This is a genomic window from Halosimplex yunnanense (assembly GCF_054504345.1).
On the sequence record NZ_JBTJEL010000035.1, the window covers coordinates 299,135 to 317,317 of the forward strand.

Sequence of the window (18,183 nt, forward strand, 5' to 3'; positions counted from 1 at the left end):
TGCCCGGAGAGGTATCGGGAGACGACATGGAGGGATCGAACGAGTCCGGTGACGGGCAACCCGAGCGCGTCGGACCGCCCGACGCCGAGGGGCACGTCGAGGGTGGGCAGACGGACGGGCCGAACGACCCTGCGGGGGTGACGGGTCGGCTCGGGCGGCAACTGATCCCGGGACCGATCCGGCGGAACTACGCGCTGAAGTTCGCGGTCGCCATGCTGGTGGTCATCTTCCTCGTCGCGACCGTCGGGATCGTGAGCCAGGTCCAGATCCGGGGGATCATCGAGGACGACGCCGAGAACACGCTGGAGTCGACCGCGACCCTGCAGGCGGACTCGGTCAGCGAGTGGATGGCGGGGATGCGGGCACAGGTGAGCGGGTTCGCCGGATCGGACGTCTACGCCTCTTCCAATCCCGACCGGATCAGCGAGGCGCTGTCGGACTCGCTGACGCGGACGAGCAGCGACGTCGTCGGCCTCCACTACGTCGGTCCGGACGGGACGATCGTCGCGAGCACGTCGGCCGAACTCGAGGGCCAGTCGGTCAGCGCCCAGCGACCGCGGTGGCGCGGCCCCATCGAGACGGCGGCGGAGGCGTCCGACGGCGAGTGGCGCATCGGCACCTCCGAACGCGCCTACGAGAACAACGGCCGCCTGCTGATGGCGTTCGCCGGGCGCGTCCGCGTCGGCGAGGGCGTCCTCGTCGCCGTCGGCGACGTGCGACAGGACTTCGAGCAGCTCCACCGCTCGCGGAGTATCGTCCGGACGCAACTGTTGAATCCCGAGGGCCGGGACGTGTTCGCCTCGCGCCAGCCGCGACCGAGCCCGCTGGCGGAGACGGAGGCCTTCGAGACGGCGATGGCCGGCGAGACGACGACCCGCGAGCGCGATTCGACGGTGCTCGCGTTCGCGCCGGTCACCGGCGCCGACTGGGTGGTCGTCACCGAGGCGCCGAAGTCGGAGCTCTACAAGGCCAGCGAGACAGTCGGTCGGAACGTCGGCTTCCTCGTCGCGGCGTCGATCTCCATCCTGGCCGTCGTCGGGTTCGTCCTCGGCCGCGGGACGGTGCTCCCGCTGGCCCGGTTGCGGCGGCGCGCCGAGGCGATGGAAGACGGCGATCTCGACGTGGACCTGCGGACGACTCGCGAGGACGAGATCGGGCGGCTGTTCGTCGCGTTCGACAGCATGCGCCGCGCGCTCCGCCAGCAGATCCGCGAGGCCGAGGCGGCCCGCGAGGAGGCCGAGCAGTCCAGACGGGAGCTACAGCGACAGAACGAGCGCCTCGAGCAGTTCGCCAGCACGGTCAGCCACGACCTGCGGAACCCGCTGAACGTCGCCAGCGGCCACCTCCGGCTGATAGAGCGAAAGGCCGAGGACTTCGGCGACGACGTGGTCGAGTCGCTGTGCTCGCACGTCGAGACGATCGACGGCGCCCACGAGCGGATGGAGGGGATCATCGACGACGTGCTCGCGCTGGCGCGCGACGGCCGTGACATCGAGGAACCACAGTCGGTCGACCTGGAGACCATCGCCCGGGACGCCTGGGCGACCGTCGACAGCGGGGACGTGGCCTTCGCCGTGACCGGCACGCGGACCGTCGAGGCGGACCCCGACCGGCTCCGCCAGGCCTTCGAGAACCTCTTCCGCAACGCCGTCGACCACGGCCTGCCCGACGACGAGACCGGGACCGGCAGCGACGGGGACCCGCCACTGTCGGTGGAAGTCGGCCTGACAGAGACGGGATTCTACGTCGCCGACGACGGGACGGGTATCCCGCCAGACGCGGTCGACGACGTCTTCGAGTACGGCCACACCACCGACCCGGACGGGACCGGGTTCGGGCTTGCGATCGTCGAGACCATCGTGACCGCTCACGGGTGGTCGATCGCCGTCGACGAGGGCCACGACGGCGCGAAGTTCGTCGTCACTGGCGTTTCCGACGACTGAGCGATACCGAACGACCTGACCGTTTCCGGATTTGATATCTTCACACCAGCTCACGGCGGCTATATTCCGACTTTCGGCGTCTGAAATCCTTCCTGATAACTGAGTCGCTAGCGTTTTAGGGAGCAACTGGTAACTACGGCACATGCGACGACGAGGCCTTCTGGCGGGGCTGGCGGCGGGCGCCGCTACAGGGGTCGCTGGCTGCGGCGGACTAGTCGGGTCCAGCGGCGATTCTGGAGCCGACGGACCGCCGCGGCTAGGCGTCGACGGCAGGTGGCTCGCGGACCCGGCGGGCCACCGCGTGGTGCTCCGGGGCGTCAACGTGCCGGACCCCGTGTGGGGGACCGAACGGGCCGAAGCCCGCGGGAACGGATACTGGGAGACGCTGCGGCTCGCCACGGACGCGGAGTCGGACTGGCACGCGCACGTGCTCCGGATCCCGGTCGAGCCGCAGTCGATCGAGGAGGTCGGCGTCGGGACGATCGCGAGCGACTACCTCGACCGGGCGGTGTCGCTGGCGGCCGAGCAGGGCGTCTATGCCCTGATCGACTACCACGCCGTCGAGCGATACGACACCGAGGGAGTCGACGAACGGCTCCGGGAGTTCTGGGGCGAGATCGCGCCGCGGTACGCCGAGGACTCCCACGTCCTCTACGAACTGTTCAGCGAGCCGACCGAGCCGGCGGGCGACGGGATCGACGCCTGGCGGACGTGGAAGGAGACGGCCGAACCGTGGGTGGATCTGGTCCGATCCGAGGCGCCGGAGACGCCGATCGTCGTCGGGTCGCCGCGGTGGTCGTCGATGACCAACCACGCGGCGGCCGAGCCGTTCGACGACGACAACGTGCTCTACTCGGCGCACATCTACCCCTCGTGGGACCCCGAGAGCTGGGAGCCGACGTTCGGCGACCCGGCGTTCGACGTGCCCGTGTTCGTCACCGAGTGGGGGTACGTCGACGACCGGGACGCCGCCGACACGCACGTGGTCGGGTCGACGGAGTCGTGGGGCCGGCCGTTCCGGCAGTGGCTGGACGCCCACGAGAACGTCAGCTGGTGCGCGCGGGCGTTCGACTCCCGGTGGGAGCCTCCCATGTTCGACGAGGACTGGGACCTGCTGGGCGGCGACGCGCACATGGGCACGCTCACCAAACAGTGGTTGGCCGACAGGCGCGACAGCCACTGGCCGCCGCAAGCCGCCGGCGCCCCCACTGCGACGCCGGTCGTGACGGGTCGGCCACCGGACCCGCCGGCGGATCTGCACGTCGAGGGTGTCGGCAAGACGACGACGAAGATCGCGTGGGACGGTGCGATCGATCCCGACGGCGACGACGTTCTCCAGTACCGGGTCGCCGTCGGCGACGGCGAACGCCGGACCCTCCGCGGGTCCGTCCGGTCGTTCGAACTGACCGGCCTCTCCCCGGGGCGGGACTACACGGCGACGGTCACTGCGGTCGACGAGTTCGGACTGGAGTCCGACCCGGCGCAGCTCCAGTTCTCGACCGCCGAGGCCGTCGATCCGAAGGCGACGATCCCCCGGGCGCCGTCGGCGCCGACGGTCGACAGGGCCGTCGACGACGTCTGGGAGCGCGCGGACCCGCACGACATCGGCGTCCTCGCGTGGGGCGAGGAGGCCGACGTGTCCGCGCAGTGGCGGGCGCTGTGGGACGAGGAAGCGCTGTATCTGCTCGTCTCGGTCTCTGACACCGACATTCGGGAGAACGACGCGGTCGAGGTGTTCCTCGACCTCGACAACAGCGCGGGCGACTCCTACGACGGGGAGAACGACCTGCAACTCGTCATGGTCCCCGGGATCAAGCAAGCGTGGCAGGGGCCCAACTCCGCGACCTCCGAACCGGTGTTCGTCAGGACGGACGACACTGGCGAAGGCTGGCGCGTCGAGCTCTCGGTTCCCTGGGCGGACTACGACGTGACGCCGCTCGCGGGGATGCGCTTCGGGATGGACGTCCACGTCGCCGACGACTCGGACAGCGACGACGACCGCGACGCGAAGTACGTCTGGCACGACAGGCGCGACCGGGCGTGGCAGACACCTGCGCGGTTCGCCACCGTCGCCCTCGGCGAGTGAGCGGTCGCGGCGAGTCCCGCACGGCCGCGGCAGTCTCGTCCGCCACGGCGGCCCCGTCGCGGCGCTGTCGGCCGATCACTTTCGCTCCGGTCCCGATAGCCTTTAGCCGTCGACCGGCAACTACTCGGCAGATGCCGAATTCGAACGCGAAAGGCGACCGCCGCGAGCGCGAGCTCGTCAACGAACTCGACGCCGCCGGGTTCGCGGTGATGCGCGCCCCCGCCAGCGGGAGCGCCACCGAGCGGGAACTCCCGGACGTGCTGGCCGGCGACGGCGGGGACTTCTACGCCATCGAGGCCAAGTCCTCGTCGGGCGATCCGATCTACCTCGACGGCGCCGAGGTCGAGGCGCTCCTCTTTTTCTCCCGGAACTTCGGCGCCAAACCGCGCATCGGCGTCCGCTACGACCGCGAGGACTGGTACTTCTTCCACCCCGGCGACGAGACCGTCCACGTCACCGACGGCGGCAACTACCGTATCAAGAAGGAGACCGCGCTCGCCCACGGTACCGACTTCGATGAACTCGTCGGCCACTCCGAGAAGGTCACGCTCGAAGAGGTGGCCGACGACGGCCCCGACCAGGGCACGCTGGACGTGCTCGCGGCCTTCGAGCGCGGCGACCTGACGAGAGAGGAAGCCGCTGAGATGCTCTAAGACTGCTCAGTTCGAGAGGGCCGCTCGTCCCCGTTCGACGAGGTAGACGACGCCGCCGAGTCCCCCGACGAACTGCAACACGTTGATCAGTCCGAGGCCGAGCGACCCGCCGAGGCCCAGCAGTCCGGCGACGACGGCCGCGACTCCTCCCGCCTCGACGACGGGAAACTCCGAAGCCTCCATGCCGGCGGATCGGACAGTCAGTTGGTATGTGTTCCGGTGTCGGCCGAGTCACGCCCGTCGAACCGCCTCGCGGACGGTCGTTACTTCGATCCCGCGTTCGTGGGCAGCGTCGACCACCGCGGCGACGCGCTCGGGTGGGACCGTGTCCCACGCGCTGTGTCCGGCGAGGATGCCGAGTCCGCCGCGCTCGGCGACACCGTCGAGGTAGGCTTCGATCTCGGCCAGCCGCATCGCGTCGGTCTCCAGGTAGTACCGCCGCAGGTCGAGCGGCGACGCGCCCGGCGGGTTCGGCAGCGAGCGCACCGCCGCGTCGGCCAGCGCGTCGAAGTGGTCGGCGACGACGCGCCAGACCCGCGCGTCGGCGGCGTCGTACGGCAGCGCGAACGTCGTCACCTCGAACCCGAGCTCCTGCAGGTCCCGCTTTGACCCCTCGATTTCGTCTCGAATCTGCTCGCGCGTCGGCCGGAAGACGGCCTCCGCCGCGTCGAAGCCCGACCCGAGCGAGGCCTCGAAGCGGACGAACGGGTCGCTCGCGTCGACGCCGTCGCGGTCGGCCGCGCCGTCCCCCACGCGGCCCTTCTCCGCGAGCGTGACGGTCTCCGTCCGCTCGCCGTCGGTCACCTCGAAGGTGTCCTCGGGGTAGAGCCCGTGATCCGCGTCGGGGAAGACGTGGTCGCTGTCGAGGACGAGGCGGTCGTCGCCGGCGCTGGCGTCCGCGGCGAGGTGGTGGGGCTGCATGTAGCGGTGTCGCCGGCCGTGGGCCACGACCTCCCAGCCCTCGTCGGCGAGTTCGCGGAGGCGGTCGACCGTGAGGTGGCCCTCGTTGCCGAGCCAGTCGGCGACGATCGCCAGCGATGCCGGGGCGTCACGGTCCGCGAGAACCGGGTAAACCTCCTCGTAGTCCGTCGCGTAGCCGTCGTCGAATGTCAGCGCGAGCCTGCAGTCGCTCATGTGCGTCGATTCCGCGGCCCGCTGATAAGTGTCCGGCGAGACCGCTTGACGATGATACGGGCCGCGTCGGAGGTCGCTCCCGTCCGAAAATGCTTATGTCGGAACGTTAATTCGTCGAACACGGGACCGCATGGCCACCGTCGAACGGATACTCTTCGCGCTCGGCGCACTGCAATCGGTCGCGGTCGCCGCGCTGGTGCTGTGGCTGTATTCCCAGTATCCGGAGGTGGGCGTCACGGGCCTGATAGCTCCGGTCGTCCTGCTGATCTTCGGCGCACTGTGTGCCAGACAGGCCCGCGAAGCGTCTTCGTGAGTCGAGACGGCAACGGAGTCGACACGTCGTTCCGCTCAGGCCGGGATCCGATCGCGCAGGTCCCGGTCGACGATCTCGGCGTCGTCCACTCGCTCCAGCCGCGAGAGCGGGAACGAGTAGCGCCGCGGCGACTCGGCGCGGGCGAGGTCGCTCAGGTAGACGACTTCGACGACGAGGTCGTCGTCCGGATAGTCGGCGTTGGTCGCGTAGTCGGCGACGGTCTCGCCGACGCCCTCGATGACGACCTCGTCGGCGCGCTCGGGGGTGACGCGGACGACGACGAGACGGTCGTCGGCCTCGCGGTCGCGGACCACGTCGCCGTTCTCCAGCCGGCAGGCCGCACAGAGGTGGGGTTCCTCCTCGGTTTCGGGAACGAACGTCTCGATGCCGCAGGCGTCACAGCTGACGGACTCCTTCCCGGGCGCGGGTACGCGGCGGGTAGTGATCTCGATGCCGACGCGACGGATGTGCTTGCAGCGATTGTGACGGATCTGGTTGTCGGGACAGGTGCAACTGCCGTCGGGGAGGTCGACGACGTAGGTCGCGCCGCTCTGGCTATCGACGGCGTAGCGACCGTCGCCCAGCGGACGGACGGCCATGCGCTCGGTCCAGGCGCGAGCGGCCCGTTCGTCGAGCCGTCGAACGTCCGGTGCGAGTGCAGTCTTTCGCGCGGGAGTAGGGGTGCGTGTTTCGGGCATAGGAGTACGGACGCTGTTGGTTTCTGCTGCCGCGTCCACACGAAACGTAGGTCCTGAACGGACCTAAGTCCGTCGGGGCGACGGGGGCGGGTGGCGCAGCGATGGGTCGGCCCCGGCCAGCGGATCGGTACTGAGAAAATGGCGTCGTCGGGCGCACTGCGCCTGGAGGGGAACGATCTGCGGCGGCGATGGGGAGGGAGGGGCTTCGAAGCGCTTTTGCCGGGGCCGGGGAAACGAGTGGTCATGGAGATCGACCGGAAGTTCGCCGTCGAACTCGCGGTCTCGGCGGTTTCGGTCGTCGTGTTCGTCGGCGCCGCGTACGTCGTCAGTTCGAACTACGCCGTCCCGGGCAACGCGACGAACAACGGCTCGGCCTCGCCGATCCTGCAGCCCGACGGCGGGCTCGCGATGGTCGGCGTCATCGGCCTGTTCGTCGTCGTGATGGCCGTCGCCGGCCTGATAATGTATCGCGTCGACTTCGACGAGGAGTAATCGCCTGTTCTCTCGGTCTCGCGGCCGTTCCGTTCGGTGACCCCGCTATCGGAGCGTCCGCTCAGGCCTCTTCGGCGTCGGCTTCGGGCTCGCCGCCGTCCGCCTCCGCGCCGTCGTCGCCGTCCTCACCCTGTTTGTCCCGCCAGTCGGTGAGTTCGTCTTCGTCTTCCTGGTCGAGCCGGTGTTCGTAGTAGTTCAGCGGGTGGGACTCGTCGATGACGTCCTCGCAGATGTCGTCCTTGTTGACGCAGTCGCCGTAGGACTGCATCGTCGCGCACGAGGGCGGCGAGTAGTCGGTCGGGCTGGTCGCGCCGCGGATGTGGTCGACCTGATAGCGGGTGGCTTCCTCGCCGAAACCGGGGTTGACCTGGAAGATGTCGACGATCTCGTCGGTCGTCATCCCGATGCTCGTCAAAAAGGAGGCGATGGCGAACCGCGAGTGGTGTTCGAGGTGCTCGCCCTTCTGGACGCGGTCGAGCAGCGACTTCATGCACGGGGGGAACAGCTCGGGCACGACGGTGTCGATGTCGCGGGTGAGATCGAGTTCCGAGAGGCGCTCGCGCAGGTCCGCGACCTCGTCGGTGACCTCCGTCTCGATGGCCTCGGGGACGGAGAGCGGGAGGCCGTCGGCGACGCGGTGGCGGACCGCCTGCCGGAGGAGCGCGAGCAGTTCCTCGCCGTCGACGAGCACCTCGCCGTCGGCGAGCGCGCGGTTGACCAGGCTCCACTCGTCGCCGCGCTGGTCCGAGGCGAGATCGAGGTACGTCCCCACCTCGACGCGGAACTCACGGGACTGGCCGTCGCTGACGACTGCCGACCCGTCGCCGATGGCGCCGCCCGCTCGTCCCTCGGTAGCGGCGCCGCCACCGCCCCCGCTTCGCGTAGGGCCGCCGTCGGCAGCCCGAACGTCCCCCGAGAGGTCGAACTCCGCGAGCAGGTCCGAGAGCGTGAGTCGGTCGGCGTTCGCGTACTGGAACTCCGAGGTGTCGGCGAAGTCGGCGGTAAACCGCTCGTAGGCGGTCGCAGCCTCCGCCTGGGCGTACTTCCGGGTGAGGATGTGTTCGTCGACGAGCGAGACGAGGACGCGCGCGACCGGGTAGGAGAGCAACTCGATCCGGTCGACGTCGTGAGCCTCGCCGACGGTGCCGTCCTCCAGCGCCCAGACCACGCGCTCGACGCCGCGCGCGACGACTTCCTCCTCCTCGGCGACGACCGCCGCGAGGTCGACGTCGGCCTCGCCGACCGCCTGACGGGAGACCTGCCGGAACGGGTAGCGCGCGTGGATGGGCTGGATCGTCATCGAGCGCTCTGTTGTGACTACCGTCGAATAAAGCCGACGGTCAGTCGGGACGCCGGTGGTCGGCCCGTGCCGTCATCCGACTCGCGTCGGGCGGATCGCCGCGGCTGCGAGGCTGATGGATGGTTGCTCCCAGCGAAAACGTCCGCGCTCACTCCTCGTGGAGCGCCCGCAGTTCCTCGACGACGGCCTCGCTGTTGCCGGACTCGCCCTTGACAGCGCGCTTGTAGCGGAGGTACTGGCTGCGCGAGACCTGGATCTCCTCGGTCTCGCCCTGCCGGGTGACCTCCAGGCGGACGGTTCCCTGCGGGTTGTTGCGGAGCTTGAACGAGGCGACCGCCGAGAGGACGAACCACAGCGCGACCGAGCCGCCGACGAAGTAGACCATGGCGGTCGGGAACGCGAGCGAGTCGCTGGCTTCGACCCATCGGGTCGGGTAGGCGCGGTGGAACAGCGCGACGCCGGCGACGTTCAGCGCGGCCCCGACGAGGGCGCCGAGGCGCTCGCGGCGGCTGGCCGGCAGGACGACGACGACGCCGAGGAACATCGCGGGGATCCCCAGGCCCGCGAGGACGCCGGCGAGTCGCCGCGTCTCCGTCGTCGAACTCGCGTCGAAGACGGCGGCCAGTCCGGTCGTCAACGTGAGGATCGCTCCCACGACGGCGAGCGCGCCGACGGCGAACAGGCCGGCGCCGGCCGAGACGCGCCGCGGGTCGCGCCCGGTCCACTCCCCGCGGTCGTAGGCCTCCGAGAGACTGGGCATGTGAGTACCGTGACACGCGGTCTACAAAACTACCCGTCAGACGCACGCAAGACGGTATCGGCGCTGTCGACCACTATCGTAGCGGGCGAACGCGGCCGGACAGAATCGACGGTAGGAGGACGGTAACAACCCTTAAGTGCAAGTAGAATGGTTATAATTCGCATGGAGTCGGGCTCCCAAACGACCGACGACGCCGGCGCGGAAACGACAGACCGTCCGGACGAGTCCGACCGTTCTGCGGACGCCGACCATTCTGAGGCCCGCGATCATTCTAGAGACCCCGCTCGCTCTGGAGACGATCGACCGGACCGCGCGCTCGATGCCGACGCGGTCGACGCCGCCGAACTCCGCTGTGGAATCTCGCTGGGCGACCCGTCCGAGGACGAGTCGAGTGACTCCCCTGGGGACGCGCGGGACGAGTCGCCCGGGGAGTGACCCGGGGCGGGCTGGACGGCCCGTCGTATAATCGTCCGAACTGGTTCGGACGGGTACAGGAGCGGCAGTACGGTTAGAAAACTGTTTAGGGGAACGGCGACCACTCTGGGGTATGAGTCAGCAGGAACCCCCCGAACGCGACGACGAGCGCGAAGGGAAGCCCGACGACCTGCCGAGCAGCGAAGTGACGGAAGGGACAGACAGGGCGCCCCACCGGGCGATGTTCCGCGCGATGGGCTACGACGACGAGGACCTGTCCTCGCCGATGGTCGGCGTCGCCAACCCGGCGGCCGACATCACCCCCTGTAACGTCCACCTCGACGACCTCGCCGCGGAGGCCTACGAGGCCATCGACGAGGGCGAGGGCATGCCGATCGAGTTCGGCACCATCACCATCTCCGACGCCATCTCCATGGGCCACGAGGGGATGAAGGCCTCGCTCATCTCCCGAGAGATGATCGCCGACTCCGTCGAGCTCGTCACCTTCGGCGAGCGGATGGACGGTCTTGTCGTGATCGGCGGCTGCGACAAGAACATGCCCGGCATGATGATGGCGGCCATCCGGACGGACCTGCCTTCTGTCTTCCTCTACGGTGGATCCATCATGCCCGGCGAGCACGAGGGCCGGGAGATCACCATCCAGAACATGTTCGAGGGCGTCGGCTCGGTCGCCGCGGGCGACATGACCGAGGACGAACTCGAGGAGATGGAGTACAAGGCCTGTCCCGGCGCGGGGTCGTGCGGCGGGATGTTCACCGCCAACACGATGGCCTCCATCTCGGAGACCATCGGCTTCGCGCCGCTCGGGTCGGCTTCGCCGCCCGCCGAGAGCGACGCGCGCTACGACGTGGCCCGCGAGACGGGCGAACTCGCCGTCGAGGTCATCCAGGAGCGCCGCAAGCCCTCTGATTTCCTCTCGAAGGAGTCCTTCGAGAACGCCATCGCGCTGCAGGTCGCTATCGGCGGCTCCACGAACGCCGTCATGCACCTGCTGGCGATGGCCGCCGAGGCAGGCATCGACCTGGATATCGAGGAGTTCAACGACATCAGCGAACGCACGCCGAAGATCGCGGACCTGCAGCCCGGCGGCGAGCGGGTCATGAACGACCTCCACGAGATCGGCGGCGTCCCCGTCGTCCTCCGCGAACTGCTGGAGGCGGACAAGCTCCACGGCGACGCCGAACTGGTCACCGGCGAGACGATGGCCGAGGCCATCGAGCGCCTCGACCCGCCGGCCATCGAGGATCTGGACGTCGACTTCCTGAACACGGTCGAAGACCCGATCCACGAGCGCGGTGCCATCCGCATCCTCTCCGGCAACCTCGCGCCCGACGGCGCGGTCATCAAGATCACCGGCGAGGACCACCTCTACCACGAGGGTCCGGTCCGGATCTTCGACGAGGAGGCCGAGGCGATGAAGTACGTCCAGGAGAACAAGGTCGACTCCGGCGACGTCATCGGCATCCGCAACGAGGGCCCCCGCGGCGGCCCCGGTATGCGCGAGATGTTCGGCGTCACCTCCGCCGTCGCCGGCCACGGTCACGCCGAGGACGTCGCGCTGTTCACCGACGGTCGCTTCTCCGGCGCGACCCGCGGCTTCTCCATCGGCCACGTCGCTCCCGAGGCCTTCGTCGGCGGCCCCATCGCGGCGCTGGAGGACGGTGACACCATCACCATCGACATCGACGAACTCGAGCTCTCGGTGGGCCTCTCCGACGAGGAGATCGAGGAGCGCCTCGAGGACCACGACCCCGAACCGAACTACGATAGCGGCGTGCTCGCCAAGTACTGCCGGGACTTCGACTCGGCGTCCAACGGCGCCGTGACGAACCCCGGCGTGAAGTGGGACTGAGCGAGAGCTAACTGCGGTCGTCGGTTTTCGCGAGTCGCGTCACGACTCGCGCTTTTTGCTCCATCTTTTTGCCCGAGTGGGTCGCCGTCCGACCCCGAGGCGAAAACGGTGGGCGCTACGAACCCCGGCGTGAAGTGGGACTGCGCGGAACGGCCGGCAATGCCGGCTCTCGCGAGCCGCGTAGCGACTGGCACTTTCTGCTCCGTCGCTGAATCAGACTCCGCTCGTCTCGATTCGAGAGTTCGTTATCCGACATGATAGCGCGTCTGTCAACCGGGTAGAAGGCTTTGCTTTACGCCGACCCTTAATTTCATGAACGATATTACTGTCACAAGGCATATGCGGCGCGATGCCATAGTTCGACTACCGCGGGTGATCCGCCGACGGGGTCGGCACGGTCATCCGTCTATCGAGACATGAGAGATCGAAACCAGAAGGACGACACCGACGACTCCGGGGGGAACGCCGGTTCGGGGGAGACGGTCGTCTTCGATCGGTACGACTGGCAGGGAGAGGATACACCGAGCATCGCGGTCGCGGAGGCGGTCGCGGCCGTCACCAACCGAAGCGTGACGGCGATCCCGCCGCTACAGACCGTGGTCGACGCCGACGCACTGGACGTGATTGCCCAGTCGAGCGGCCCGACGAGGGTCGAGGTGTCGTTCTCGTACGCGGGGACCGAGGTGACCGTCCTCGGTGACGGTCGGATCGAACTCGCAATCGGTTCCCCGTAGACTCACTCCCGGCAGGCTTCCAGTAACTGTCGGGCGTGTCGGACGTGGAAATCCTTCTCGTCGCCGTCCTCCGCTCCCAGCGCTCGCTGCAGGTGGACGTCGATCCGGTCGATCGAGTCCTGGTCCAGCGTGCCGAGCGCGGCCTCCGCGGAACCGGACTGGCCGTGGGTTTTGCCGGTCATATTCCGTGTTAATAGCAACCTCGACTACTGTTGTCATATAGGTTGTGGTATTGACACCTGTCTGACGCTCCCGGAGCCGGCCCAAGAGTGAGTCGTCACTGCGAAGACCGTCGGAATACGGAGAGGGGCGGCGGGAACGGGGGCTCAGAGGTGTTCGGCGACGGCGGGGGCGGCGCTGACGGCGCTGACCTGTCGTTCGATGGTGTCGGTGCCGAAGACGGCGGTGGTACCGGCACGCTCGAGTTTCGTCCGGGCGTTCGCGGCCAGCATGGGGTGGACGCAGGTGACGAACACGCGGGCGGCGTCGCGGTCGGCGAGGACGGCGATGGACTCGCTCATGGTCGATCCCGTTGCGACGATGTCGTCGACCAGCACCACGTCGCGGTCGGCGACGGCCGCGTCGCTCGGTTCGACGGAGACGTCGCCGGTGTCGTAGTCGCGCTCCTTCTCGAAGTAGTCGGTCGCGCCGCGGCCGTAGGCGTCGCGAGTCGTCGCCGCGAGGTCGATCGCGCCCTCGTCGGGGGAGAGAAACAGCGGGTCCGCCAGATCCTCGGGCAGCGGTTCGGCGAGGCGGCCGGCGGCGTCGACCGGTTCGGCGGGGACGGTGAAGAAGTCGCAGACGGCGGTCTCGTGGGGGTTGACGGTGAGGACGCGGTCGGTCCCCGTGGAGACGGCGCGGGCGACGGCGCGGGCGGAGACGGGTTCGCCGTCGCTGAACGACCGGTCCTGGCGGGCGTAGCCCATGTACGGCAGGACGGTGGTCACCTCGTGGGCGCCGGCCTCGCGGACGGCGTCCTGGAGCTGGAGCAACTCGACGTGGGCGTCGCTGGAGACTGTCGATCCGACGACGACGGCGTCGTCGGCCGCGAACCCGGGCACCGTCGCCTGTAGCTCCCCGTCGGGGAAGCGGTCGTACTCGACGGACGCCAGGTCCCGACCCGTCGCCTCGGCCAGTGCGGCCGCGAACGCCTGTGACGTGGACCCGCTGACGATCATGTGCGGGTGGTCGCTTTCGCCGGTAAACACCGTTTCGGTTGCAGCGGCCGACCACGGAAGCCTGACGGCGGCGGTGTCATCGCTGAAAACGACGCGACATAGTCAAGAGGCTGTGCTCGCAAAGAGGGGCAACGAATGCCCTCCGCGTCGCCCGATTTTTCCGACCCGACGTGTTCCCGCCGCACCGTCCTCGCGGGCGTCGCCGGCGTCCCGGCCGGCTTTCTGGGTCGCCGCTCTCGACGAGGCCTGTCCACGACGCGGGACTCGGCGCCGGACGCACGGCCGACGACCGTCGCCACGTGGAACGTCTCGCTCGGCGTCGACCTGTTCGAGCTGCTGGAGGCCCGCTCGGCGGAAGACGTCCGCGAGACGGCCGGAGAACTGTTCGACGGCGCGCGGCGACACCCCTACGAGGCCCGCGCCGGCGCGATCGCCGACGAACTCGTCGCGGCGGACCCCGACGTGGTCGCGCTCCAGGAAGCGGCGCGGATTCAGACGGGGCCAGCGGATAGCACCGCAACCGCCGCAGACGGGGACGGCGAACTGATCGCCGACCTCCTCGATTCGATACGCTCGGCACTTGCCGATCGTGGCCGACCATACGAGGTCGCAGCGTCGACGGTCACGACCGACGTCGAACTCCCGGTCGAAGGCGAGTCCGGACTGGGGACGGTCCGCCTGACCGACCGGGACGTGCTGCTCGTCCGACCGGGAACCGAGGTGCGGAACGCGGGCGGCGATACCTACGACGAGCAACTGCAGTTCCCCGTGCCCGAGACCGACCGGACGGTCACGCTCCGGCGGGGGTACTGCCGGGCCGAGGTCGGCCCGGAAGCGGCCGCGTTGACGGCCGTCTCGACGCATCTGGAATCTGTATCGGCGGCGTCCCGTGACCGGCAGGCGGAGGAACTGCTCGACGCCCTCCCGGCGGAGGGGCCGGTGGTCGTCGGCGGCGACTTCAACAGCGGCCCGGGGACGACGACCGGCACCTACGACACGGTGACGGAGACGCTCACGGATGCCCACAGGGCACTCCGGCCCGACGAGGACGGGTACACGTGCTGTCGCCCGTCGCTGATCGGCGCCGGCGGGTCGCAGCTCACGAGCCGCGTCGACGGACTCCTCGCCCGCGGCGGAGCGCGGCCGACGGCGGTCGAGCGCCTCGGCGAATCCCCCGACGACCGCGTCGAGACGACGGTCGAGGGGGACGAGGTTTCCGCGTGGCCCTCCGACCACGCCGGCGTCGTCGGGACGTTCGACGTTTCCGCGTCGACTGCGACGACACGGCTGTCGTCGACAGAAAATCGGACAGCGGCCGGGTCGCCGAACGGGACGAAAACAGTCGAGTCGACTTCCGACCCGACGGCGACGTTAGACGGGGAGGCCGCCGAGGGGGCCTCACAGACGCAGCCGTCCGGAACGTCGAGCGGGACGGGGCCGGGATTCGGTGCGCTCGCGGCCGGGGTAGCGTTCGTCGTCGCGCTCGCCCGCAGGCGAAACTGATACGAACTGATTTTGTGCGTCAGGCGACCGCCAGCGCCGCGACGTCGGGCAGACCGATCGACCGCGAGCGCCAGCCGCCGGCGCCGTCGGCGGTCCGCTCCGGGTCGGCCTGCACGAGGACAGTCCCGTCTTCCGTCGCGGCGTAGGTGCACTCGCCGTAGGCCACGCCCGCTATCGGTCCCTCTACCGGCAGGTCGACAGTGTCCCAGTCGTCAGACCCGCGGGCATAGAGCGCGTCGGTCGTCGCCGCATGTGCGTCGCCGCCGCCCGCGGCGACGACGGTGAACGCGCCCTCGATATCCCGCATCCAGCCGTTGGCCAGCCTGTAGAGGCCGTCGCCGGTCGCCGCGAGCGGCGTTCCCTCGTCGTTCGCCACGTCGCGGGCGTCGTCGAGCCCGACGTTCGACAGGCCGTCTTCCTCGATCCGGGAGACGCCGTCGGCGGCGGCGACGAATTCGCCCGAGAGCGCGCGCACGTCGCCCGCCGTCCCGAGCGCGGTCCACTCACCGTCGCGGTATCGTGAAATCTCTCCGTCCTCGTCGGCGGCGAGGATAGACCCGTCGGCGGTCGCCGTGACTGCGACGGCGGGGCCAAAACCGAGCGATTCGAACGAGTCCGGGCCGACGAGGACGTCCTCGTCGGTCGCGACGAGGGCAGCGCCGTCGGTCGTCGCCACGTCGCGGGCGCGACAGCGGTGGGCGAGCCCGAACCGGCCGACCTGGTCGCCGGAGATCCGGACGGTGGCCACTCCCTGTCCCGTCGCGAGGTACGCGACCGTCTCCTCGCGGTGCTCGCCGTACATCCGCTTCTCCTCGAGAGCGCTCATACCCTCCGCTCGGTGGCCCCCGCGTGAAAAGCTGCCGCCGTACCGGTTCGGAGGCGCTCTCACTCGACGGCGGCCCACTCGCGCATCGGACTCAGCGAGACCCACGGGTCCGACCGCCACGCCGTCTCTCCGGCGCGGATCCGTTCGTCGGCCCGATCGCAGGCGACGAGCCCGGCGTCGGTGAGCGCCGGCAGGTGGGTGTGCGCCAGCGAGAGGTGAACGACCTGGGAGACGTGGTCGGGGACCGCGGCCCCGTCGCGTTCGTGGGCGGCCACCGCGATGGCGAGTTCCTTCAGGGCCGTCGCGTCCCCGGTGAACACCTCGTAGAGGACCGCCTGCCGGCGCACGCTCGCCAGTGCGGACAGATACGGGTCGTACTCCGGGTCGGGGTGGTCGGTGACGAGCCGGTCGACCCACGCCTCGTCGAACGGTGGCTCGCGCGCCGTGGCGACCAGTCCAGTCTCCGGATCGAAGGTGACCGCGCCCGTCCGCCCGAGGACCGGGAGGTGGAGGTGATACAGCGATCGCCGCGATTCGTCGACGTCGGCGTGTCCGTTGGCGGATCGGTCGGACTGGCGTCGCGCGACTGCCTCCGCGAGCGCATCGACCGTCATCGCTCCGTCGTGCTCGTTCAGGGCGGCGAGGGCGACCCGCCGAGCGGAGACCGACAGCGCGTCGAGCGCCGCCGGCGACGTCGTCGGGATGTCCATTTAGTCCCGATAGCTCGCTCGGACCTATTAAACCGCCAAGACTCCTTTCATCCCGCGACACCACCGTCCGCGGCCCGCTGGCGGTCGCGGCAAATAGATTCGGCGCCCAGTGTGGGCCGAAAGCGGCCGATACCGGGCCTACAGCGCTTCCTTGTACGCTTCGAGCGTCTCCTCGACGTCGTCGTCGGTGTGGGCGTAGGTGACGAACTGCGCCTCGAACTGGTTCTGCGAGAGGAAGATGCCCTGCTCTTTCATCTCCTGCCAGAAGACCCGCCGCCAGCGGTCGGTCTGGCCGGCGGCGACGTCTGCGGCGTTTTTCGGACAGATGTCGTAGCGCGGACACTCGGGTCGCTGGGAGCAACCCCCTTCGCAGTGCCCCTCAAAGGTATCGGGCGCTTCGCGGGTGAACAGGACCTTGAAGATCCCTTCGGTCCCGGCGACGGTGTACTCCGGCGCCTGGTCGGTGACGATCTCCTGCAGCCCGGTCCGCAACTGCTCGCCGAGGTCGTTGATGTGCTCGTGGACGTCGTGTTCGGCGGCGTAGCGCAGCGATTCGAGGCCGGCAGCCATCGTGACCGGGTGGCCCGAGAAGGTACCCGCCTGGAACACGTCGCCCGAGGGAGTGAACTGCTCGATGAGATCGGAGCGGCCGCCGATGGCGCCGACGGGGAAGCCGCCGCCGATGAGCTTCCCGAAGGTCGTGATGTCCGGTTCGATGCCGAACTTGCCCTGCGCGCACTGGAGACCGCCGACGCGGAAGCCGGTGATGACCTCGTCGAAGATCAGCAGCGCGCCGTTGTCCTCGGTGAGGTCACGTAGCGTCTCGTGGTAGCCGTCGACCGGGTGAACCACGCCCATGTTGGCGAGGATCGGCTCGACGAGGACGGCCGCGATGTCCTCACCGTGGTCCTCGAAGACACGCTGGGCGGCCTCCTCGTCGTTGAACGGCACGGCGAGCGTGTGCTCGGCGAAGGAGTCGGGGATGCCCGGGCTGGAGGGCTCGACGTCGTCGTACTCGCCCTGGACGAGGGTGGTCTCCTGGGCGCCGTGGTAGCCGCCCTGCATGACGACGATCTTGTCGCGGCCGGTGGCGGCGCGGGCCAGCCGGCAGGCCGAGACGGTCGCCTCGGTCCCGGAGTTGACGAAGCGGATCATCTCGACGCTGGGGACGTGGCGGGCGACGAACTCGGCGTGTTCGACCTCGATCTCGGTCGGCGCGCCGAACATCGGTCCCTCGCTGACCCGCGACTGGATCGCGGACTCGACCGGCTGCGGCAGGTCGTGGCCGTACAGCAGCGGGCCCAGCCCCATCACCCAGTCGACGTAGCGGTTGCCGTCGGCGTCGATGACGTGCCCGCCGTCGCCGCGCTCGACGAAGAAGGGGTACGGCTCGATTGCGGCCCGCACGGCGGAGTTGACGCCGCCCGGCATGACCGACAGCGCGCGATCGTAGAGGTCCCGAGAGCGATCGTGGTTCATACCCACCGGTTCTCGCTCGTCGCCCAAAGGCGTACCGAGGTGAGACGCGGCTGCTGCTTTCCGGCGGCGTTCGGCCCGAACGCCTTC

At 69.3% G+C, this 18,183-nt stretch carries 19 protein-coding genes; 9 read left to right on the plus strand and 10 right to left on the minus strand.

Annotated elements, in window-relative coordinates:
• Positions 1–26: 26 nt before the first annotated feature.
• The 3 genes from AB2U09_RS15130 to hjc all read left to right on the plus strand — a co-directional run bounded on the left by AB2U09_RS15130 (position 27) and on the right by hjc (position 4,682).
• The gene (locus AB2U09_RS15130) at positions 27–1,943 is read left to right on the plus strand and encodes a sensor histidine kinase (protein ID WP_459193560.1); all 1,917 of its coding nucleotides are present in this window, start codon (positions 27–29) and stop codon (positions 1,941–1,943) included.
• Positions 1,944–2,085: 142 nt separating this feature from the next.
• The gene (locus AB2U09_RS15135; RefSeq protein WP_459193561.1) at positions 2,086–4,029 is read left to right on the plus strand and encodes a cellulase family glycosylhydrolase; all 1,944 of its coding nucleotides are present in this window, start codon (positions 2,086–2,088) and stop codon (positions 4,027–4,029) included.
• 131 nt (positions 4,030–4,160) lie between these two features.
• A complete protein-coding gene (gene hjc, locus AB2U09_RS15140; protein WP_459193562.1) occupies positions 4,161–4,682 on the plus strand; it encodes a Holliday junction resolvase Hjc in 522 nt (173 codons plus the stop codon).
• Between the two features lie 6 nt (positions 4,683–4,688).
• On the opposite strand, the gene AB2U09_RS15145 is transcribed toward hjc, so the two are convergent.
• Both AB2U09_RS15145 and AB2U09_RS15150 read right to left on the minus strand, forming a co-directional pair.
• Positions 4,689–4,865 carry a hypothetical protein gene (locus AB2U09_RS15145; RefSeq protein ID WP_459193563.1) on the minus strand — a complete coding sequence of 59 codons (177 nt, stop codon included), beginning with the start codon at positions 4,863–4,865 and terminating at the stop codon, positions 4,689–4,691.
• A 48-nt stretch (positions 4,866–4,913) separates the two neighbouring features.
• The gene (locus tag AB2U09_RS15150; protein ID WP_459193564.1) at positions 4,914–5,816 is read right to left on the minus strand and encodes a polysaccharide deacetylase family protein; all 903 of its coding nucleotides are present in this window, start codon (positions 5,814–5,816) and stop codon (positions 4,914–4,916) included.
• Between the two features lie 130 nt (positions 5,817–5,946).
• Between AB2U09_RS15150 and AB2U09_RS15155 the strand changes: the two genes are divergently transcribed.
• Entirely contained in the window at positions 5,947–6,129 is a 183-nt protein-coding gene (locus AB2U09_RS15155) for a hypothetical protein (protein ID WP_459193565.1), read from the plus strand.
• 35 nt (positions 6,130–6,164) lie between these two features.
• Here the strand turns inward: AB2U09_RS15155 and AB2U09_RS15160 are convergent, their stop codons facing one another.
• Complete coding sequence (locus AB2U09_RS15160) at positions 6,165–6,827, minus strand: SWIM zinc finger family protein (RefSeq protein ID WP_459193566.1); 663 nt, start codon at positions 6,825–6,827, stop codon at positions 6,165–6,167.
• 243 nt (positions 6,828–7,070) lie between these two features.
• Between AB2U09_RS15160 and AB2U09_RS15165 the strand changes: the two genes are divergently transcribed.
• Positions 7,071–7,319, plus strand: coding sequence for a DUF7472 family protein (locus tag AB2U09_RS15165; protein WP_459193567.1), 249 nt, complete (start codon positions 7,071–7,073; stop codon positions 7,317–7,319).
• 61 nt (positions 7,320–7,380) lie between these two features.
• On the opposite strand, the gene priL is transcribed toward AB2U09_RS15165, so the two are convergent.
• Entirely contained in the window at positions 7,381–8,613 is a 1,233-nt protein-coding gene (gene priL / locus AB2U09_RS15170) for a DNA primase regulatory subunit PriL (RefSeq protein WP_459193759.1), read from the minus strand.
• Between the two features lie 154 nt (positions 8,614–8,767).
• Positions 8,768–9,379 carry a cell division protein CdpA domain-containing protein gene (locus tag AB2U09_RS15175; protein WP_459193568.1) on the minus strand — a complete coding sequence of 204 codons (612 nt, stop codon included), beginning with the start codon at positions 9,377–9,379 and terminating at the stop codon, positions 8,768–8,770.
• Positions 9,380–9,541: 162 nt separating this feature from the next.
• On the opposite strand from AB2U09_RS15175, the gene AB2U09_RS15180 reads away from it, so the two are divergent.
• The 3 genes from AB2U09_RS15180 (at position 9,542) to AB2U09_RS15190 (ending at position 12,400) form a co-directional block, all read left to right on the plus strand.
• Positions 9,542–9,814 carry a hypothetical protein gene (locus tag AB2U09_RS15180; protein WP_459193569.1) on the plus strand — a complete coding sequence of 91 codons (273 nt, stop codon included), beginning with the start codon at positions 9,542–9,544 and terminating at the stop codon, positions 9,812–9,814.
• A 112-nt stretch (positions 9,815–9,926) separates the two neighbouring features.
• Positions 9,927–11,666, plus strand: a complete 1,740-nt coding sequence (gene ilvD, locus AB2U09_RS15185; RefSeq protein ID WP_459193570.1) for a dihydroxy-acid dehydratase — start codon at positions 9,927–9,929, stop codon at positions 11,664–11,666.
• A gap of 416 nt (positions 11,667–12,082) precedes the next feature.
• Positions 12,083–12,400, plus strand: a complete 318-nt coding sequence (locus AB2U09_RS15190; protein WP_459193571.1) for a HalOD1 output domain-containing protein — start codon at positions 12,083–12,085, stop codon at positions 12,398–12,400.
• Positions 12,401–12,402: 2 nt separating this feature from the next.
• On the opposite strand, the gene AB2U09_RS15195 is transcribed toward AB2U09_RS15190, so the two are convergent.
• On the minus strand, positions 12,403–12,582 hold the full coding sequence (locus AB2U09_RS15195; protein WP_459193572.1) for a hypothetical protein: 180 nt from the start codon (positions 12,580–12,582) through the stop codon (positions 12,403–12,405).
• 144 nt (positions 12,583–12,726) lie between these two features.
• A complete protein-coding gene (gene prs, locus AB2U09_RS15200; protein WP_459193573.1) occupies positions 12,727–13,578 on the minus strand; it encodes a ribose-phosphate diphosphokinase in 852 nt (283 codons plus the stop codon).
• Between the two features lie 135 nt (positions 13,579–13,713).
• Here prs and AB2U09_RS15205 point away from each other — a divergent pair, with 135 nt between their 5' ends.
• Complete coding sequence (locus AB2U09_RS15205; protein ID WP_459193574.1) at positions 13,714–15,081, plus strand: endonuclease/exonuclease/phosphatase family protein; 1,368 nt, start codon at positions 13,714–13,716, stop codon at positions 15,079–15,081.
• Positions 15,082–15,100: 19 nt separating this feature from the next.
• On the opposite strand, the gene AB2U09_RS15210 is transcribed toward AB2U09_RS15205, so the two are convergent.
• From AB2U09_RS15210 to hemL, 3 genes are all read right to left on the minus strand, one after another.
• Positions 15,101–15,907: an HVO_0234 family beta-propeller protein gene (locus AB2U09_RS15210; RefSeq protein ID WP_459193575.1), complete on the minus strand. Its 807-nt coding sequence runs from the start codon at positions 15,905–15,907 to the stop codon at positions 15,101–15,103.
• Positions 15,908–15,966: 59 nt separating this feature from the next.
• A complete protein-coding gene (locus AB2U09_RS15215) occupies positions 15,967–16,617 on the minus strand; it encodes a DUF7344 domain-containing protein (protein WP_459193576.1) in 651 nt (216 codons plus the stop codon).
• 138 nt (positions 16,618–16,755) lie between these two features.
• Positions 16,756–18,096: a glutamate-1-semialdehyde 2,1-aminomutase gene (gene hemL, locus AB2U09_RS15220; RefSeq protein ID WP_459193577.1), complete on the minus strand. Its 1,341-nt coding sequence runs from the start codon at positions 18,094–18,096 to the stop codon at positions 16,756–16,758.
• Positions 18,097–18,183 lie beyond the last annotated feature (87 nt).

Bases quoted from the DNA above. Each gene is read 5' to 3' on its own strand.
- AB2U09_RS15130 (WP_459193560.1), top strand. From the start codon at position 27: ATGGAGGGATCGAACGAGTCCGGTGACGGGCAACCCGAGCGCGTCGGA.
- AB2U09_RS15135 (WP_459193561.1), top strand. From the start codon at position 2,086: ATGCGACGACGAGGCCTTCTGGCGGGGCTGGCGGCGGGCGCCGCTACA.
- hjc (WP_459193562.1), top strand. From the start codon at position 4,161: ATGCCGAATTCGAACGCGAAAGGCGACCGCCGCGAGCGCGAGCTCGTC.
- AB2U09_RS15145 (WP_459193563.1), bottom strand. From the start codon at position 4,865: ATGGAGGCTTCGGAGTTTCCCGTCGTCGAGGCGGGAGGAGTCGCGGCC.
- AB2U09_RS15150 (WP_459193564.1), bottom strand. From the start codon at position 5,816: ATGAGCGACTGCAGGCTCGCGCTGACATTCGACGACGGCTACGCGACG.
- AB2U09_RS15155 (WP_459193565.1), top strand. From the start codon at position 5,947: ATGGCCACCGTCGAACGGATACTCTTCGCGCTCGGCGCACTGCAATCG.
- AB2U09_RS15160 (WP_459193566.1), bottom strand. From the start codon at position 6,827: ATGCCCGAAACACGCACCCCTACTCCCGCGCGAAAGACTGCACTCGCA.
- AB2U09_RS15165 (WP_459193567.1), top strand. From the start codon at position 7,071: ATGGAGATCGACCGGAAGTTCGCCGTCGAACTCGCGGTCTCGGCGGTT.
- AB2U09_RS15175 (WP_459193568.1), bottom strand. From the start codon at position 9,379: ATGCCCAGTCTCTCGGAGGCCTACGACCGCGGGGAGTGGACCGGGCGC.
- AB2U09_RS15180 (WP_459193569.1), top strand. From the start codon at position 9,542: ATGGAGTCGGGCTCCCAAACGACCGACGACGCCGGCGCGGAAACGACA.
- ilvD (WP_459193570.1), top strand. From the start codon at position 9,927: ATGAGTCAGCAGGAACCCCCCGAACGCGACGACGAGCGCGAAGGGAAG.
- AB2U09_RS15190 (WP_459193571.1), top strand. From the start codon at position 12,083: ATGAGAGATCGAAACCAGAAGGACGACACCGACGACTCCGGGGGGAAC.
- AB2U09_RS15195 (WP_459193572.1), bottom strand. From the start codon at position 12,582: ATGACCGGCAAAACCCACGGCCAGTCCGGTTCCGCGGAGGCCGCGCTC.
- prs (WP_459193573.1), bottom strand. From the start codon at position 13,578: ATGATCGTCAGCGGGTCCACGTCACAGGCGTTCGCGGCCGCACTGGCC.
- AB2U09_RS15205 (WP_459193574.1), top strand. From the start codon at position 13,714: ATGCCCTCCGCGTCGCCCGATTTTTCCGACCCGACGTGTTCCCGCCGC.
- AB2U09_RS15210 (WP_459193575.1), bottom strand. From the start codon at position 15,907: ATGAGCGCTCTCGAGGAGAAGCGGATGTACGGCGAGCACCGCGAGGAG.
- AB2U09_RS15215 (WP_459193576.1), bottom strand. From the start codon at position 16,617: ATGGACATCCCGACGACGTCGCCGGCGGCGCTCGACGCGCTGTCGGTC.
- hemL (WP_459193577.1), bottom strand. From the start codon at position 18,096: ATGAACCACGATCGCTCTCGGGACCTCTACGATCGCGCGCTGTCGGTC.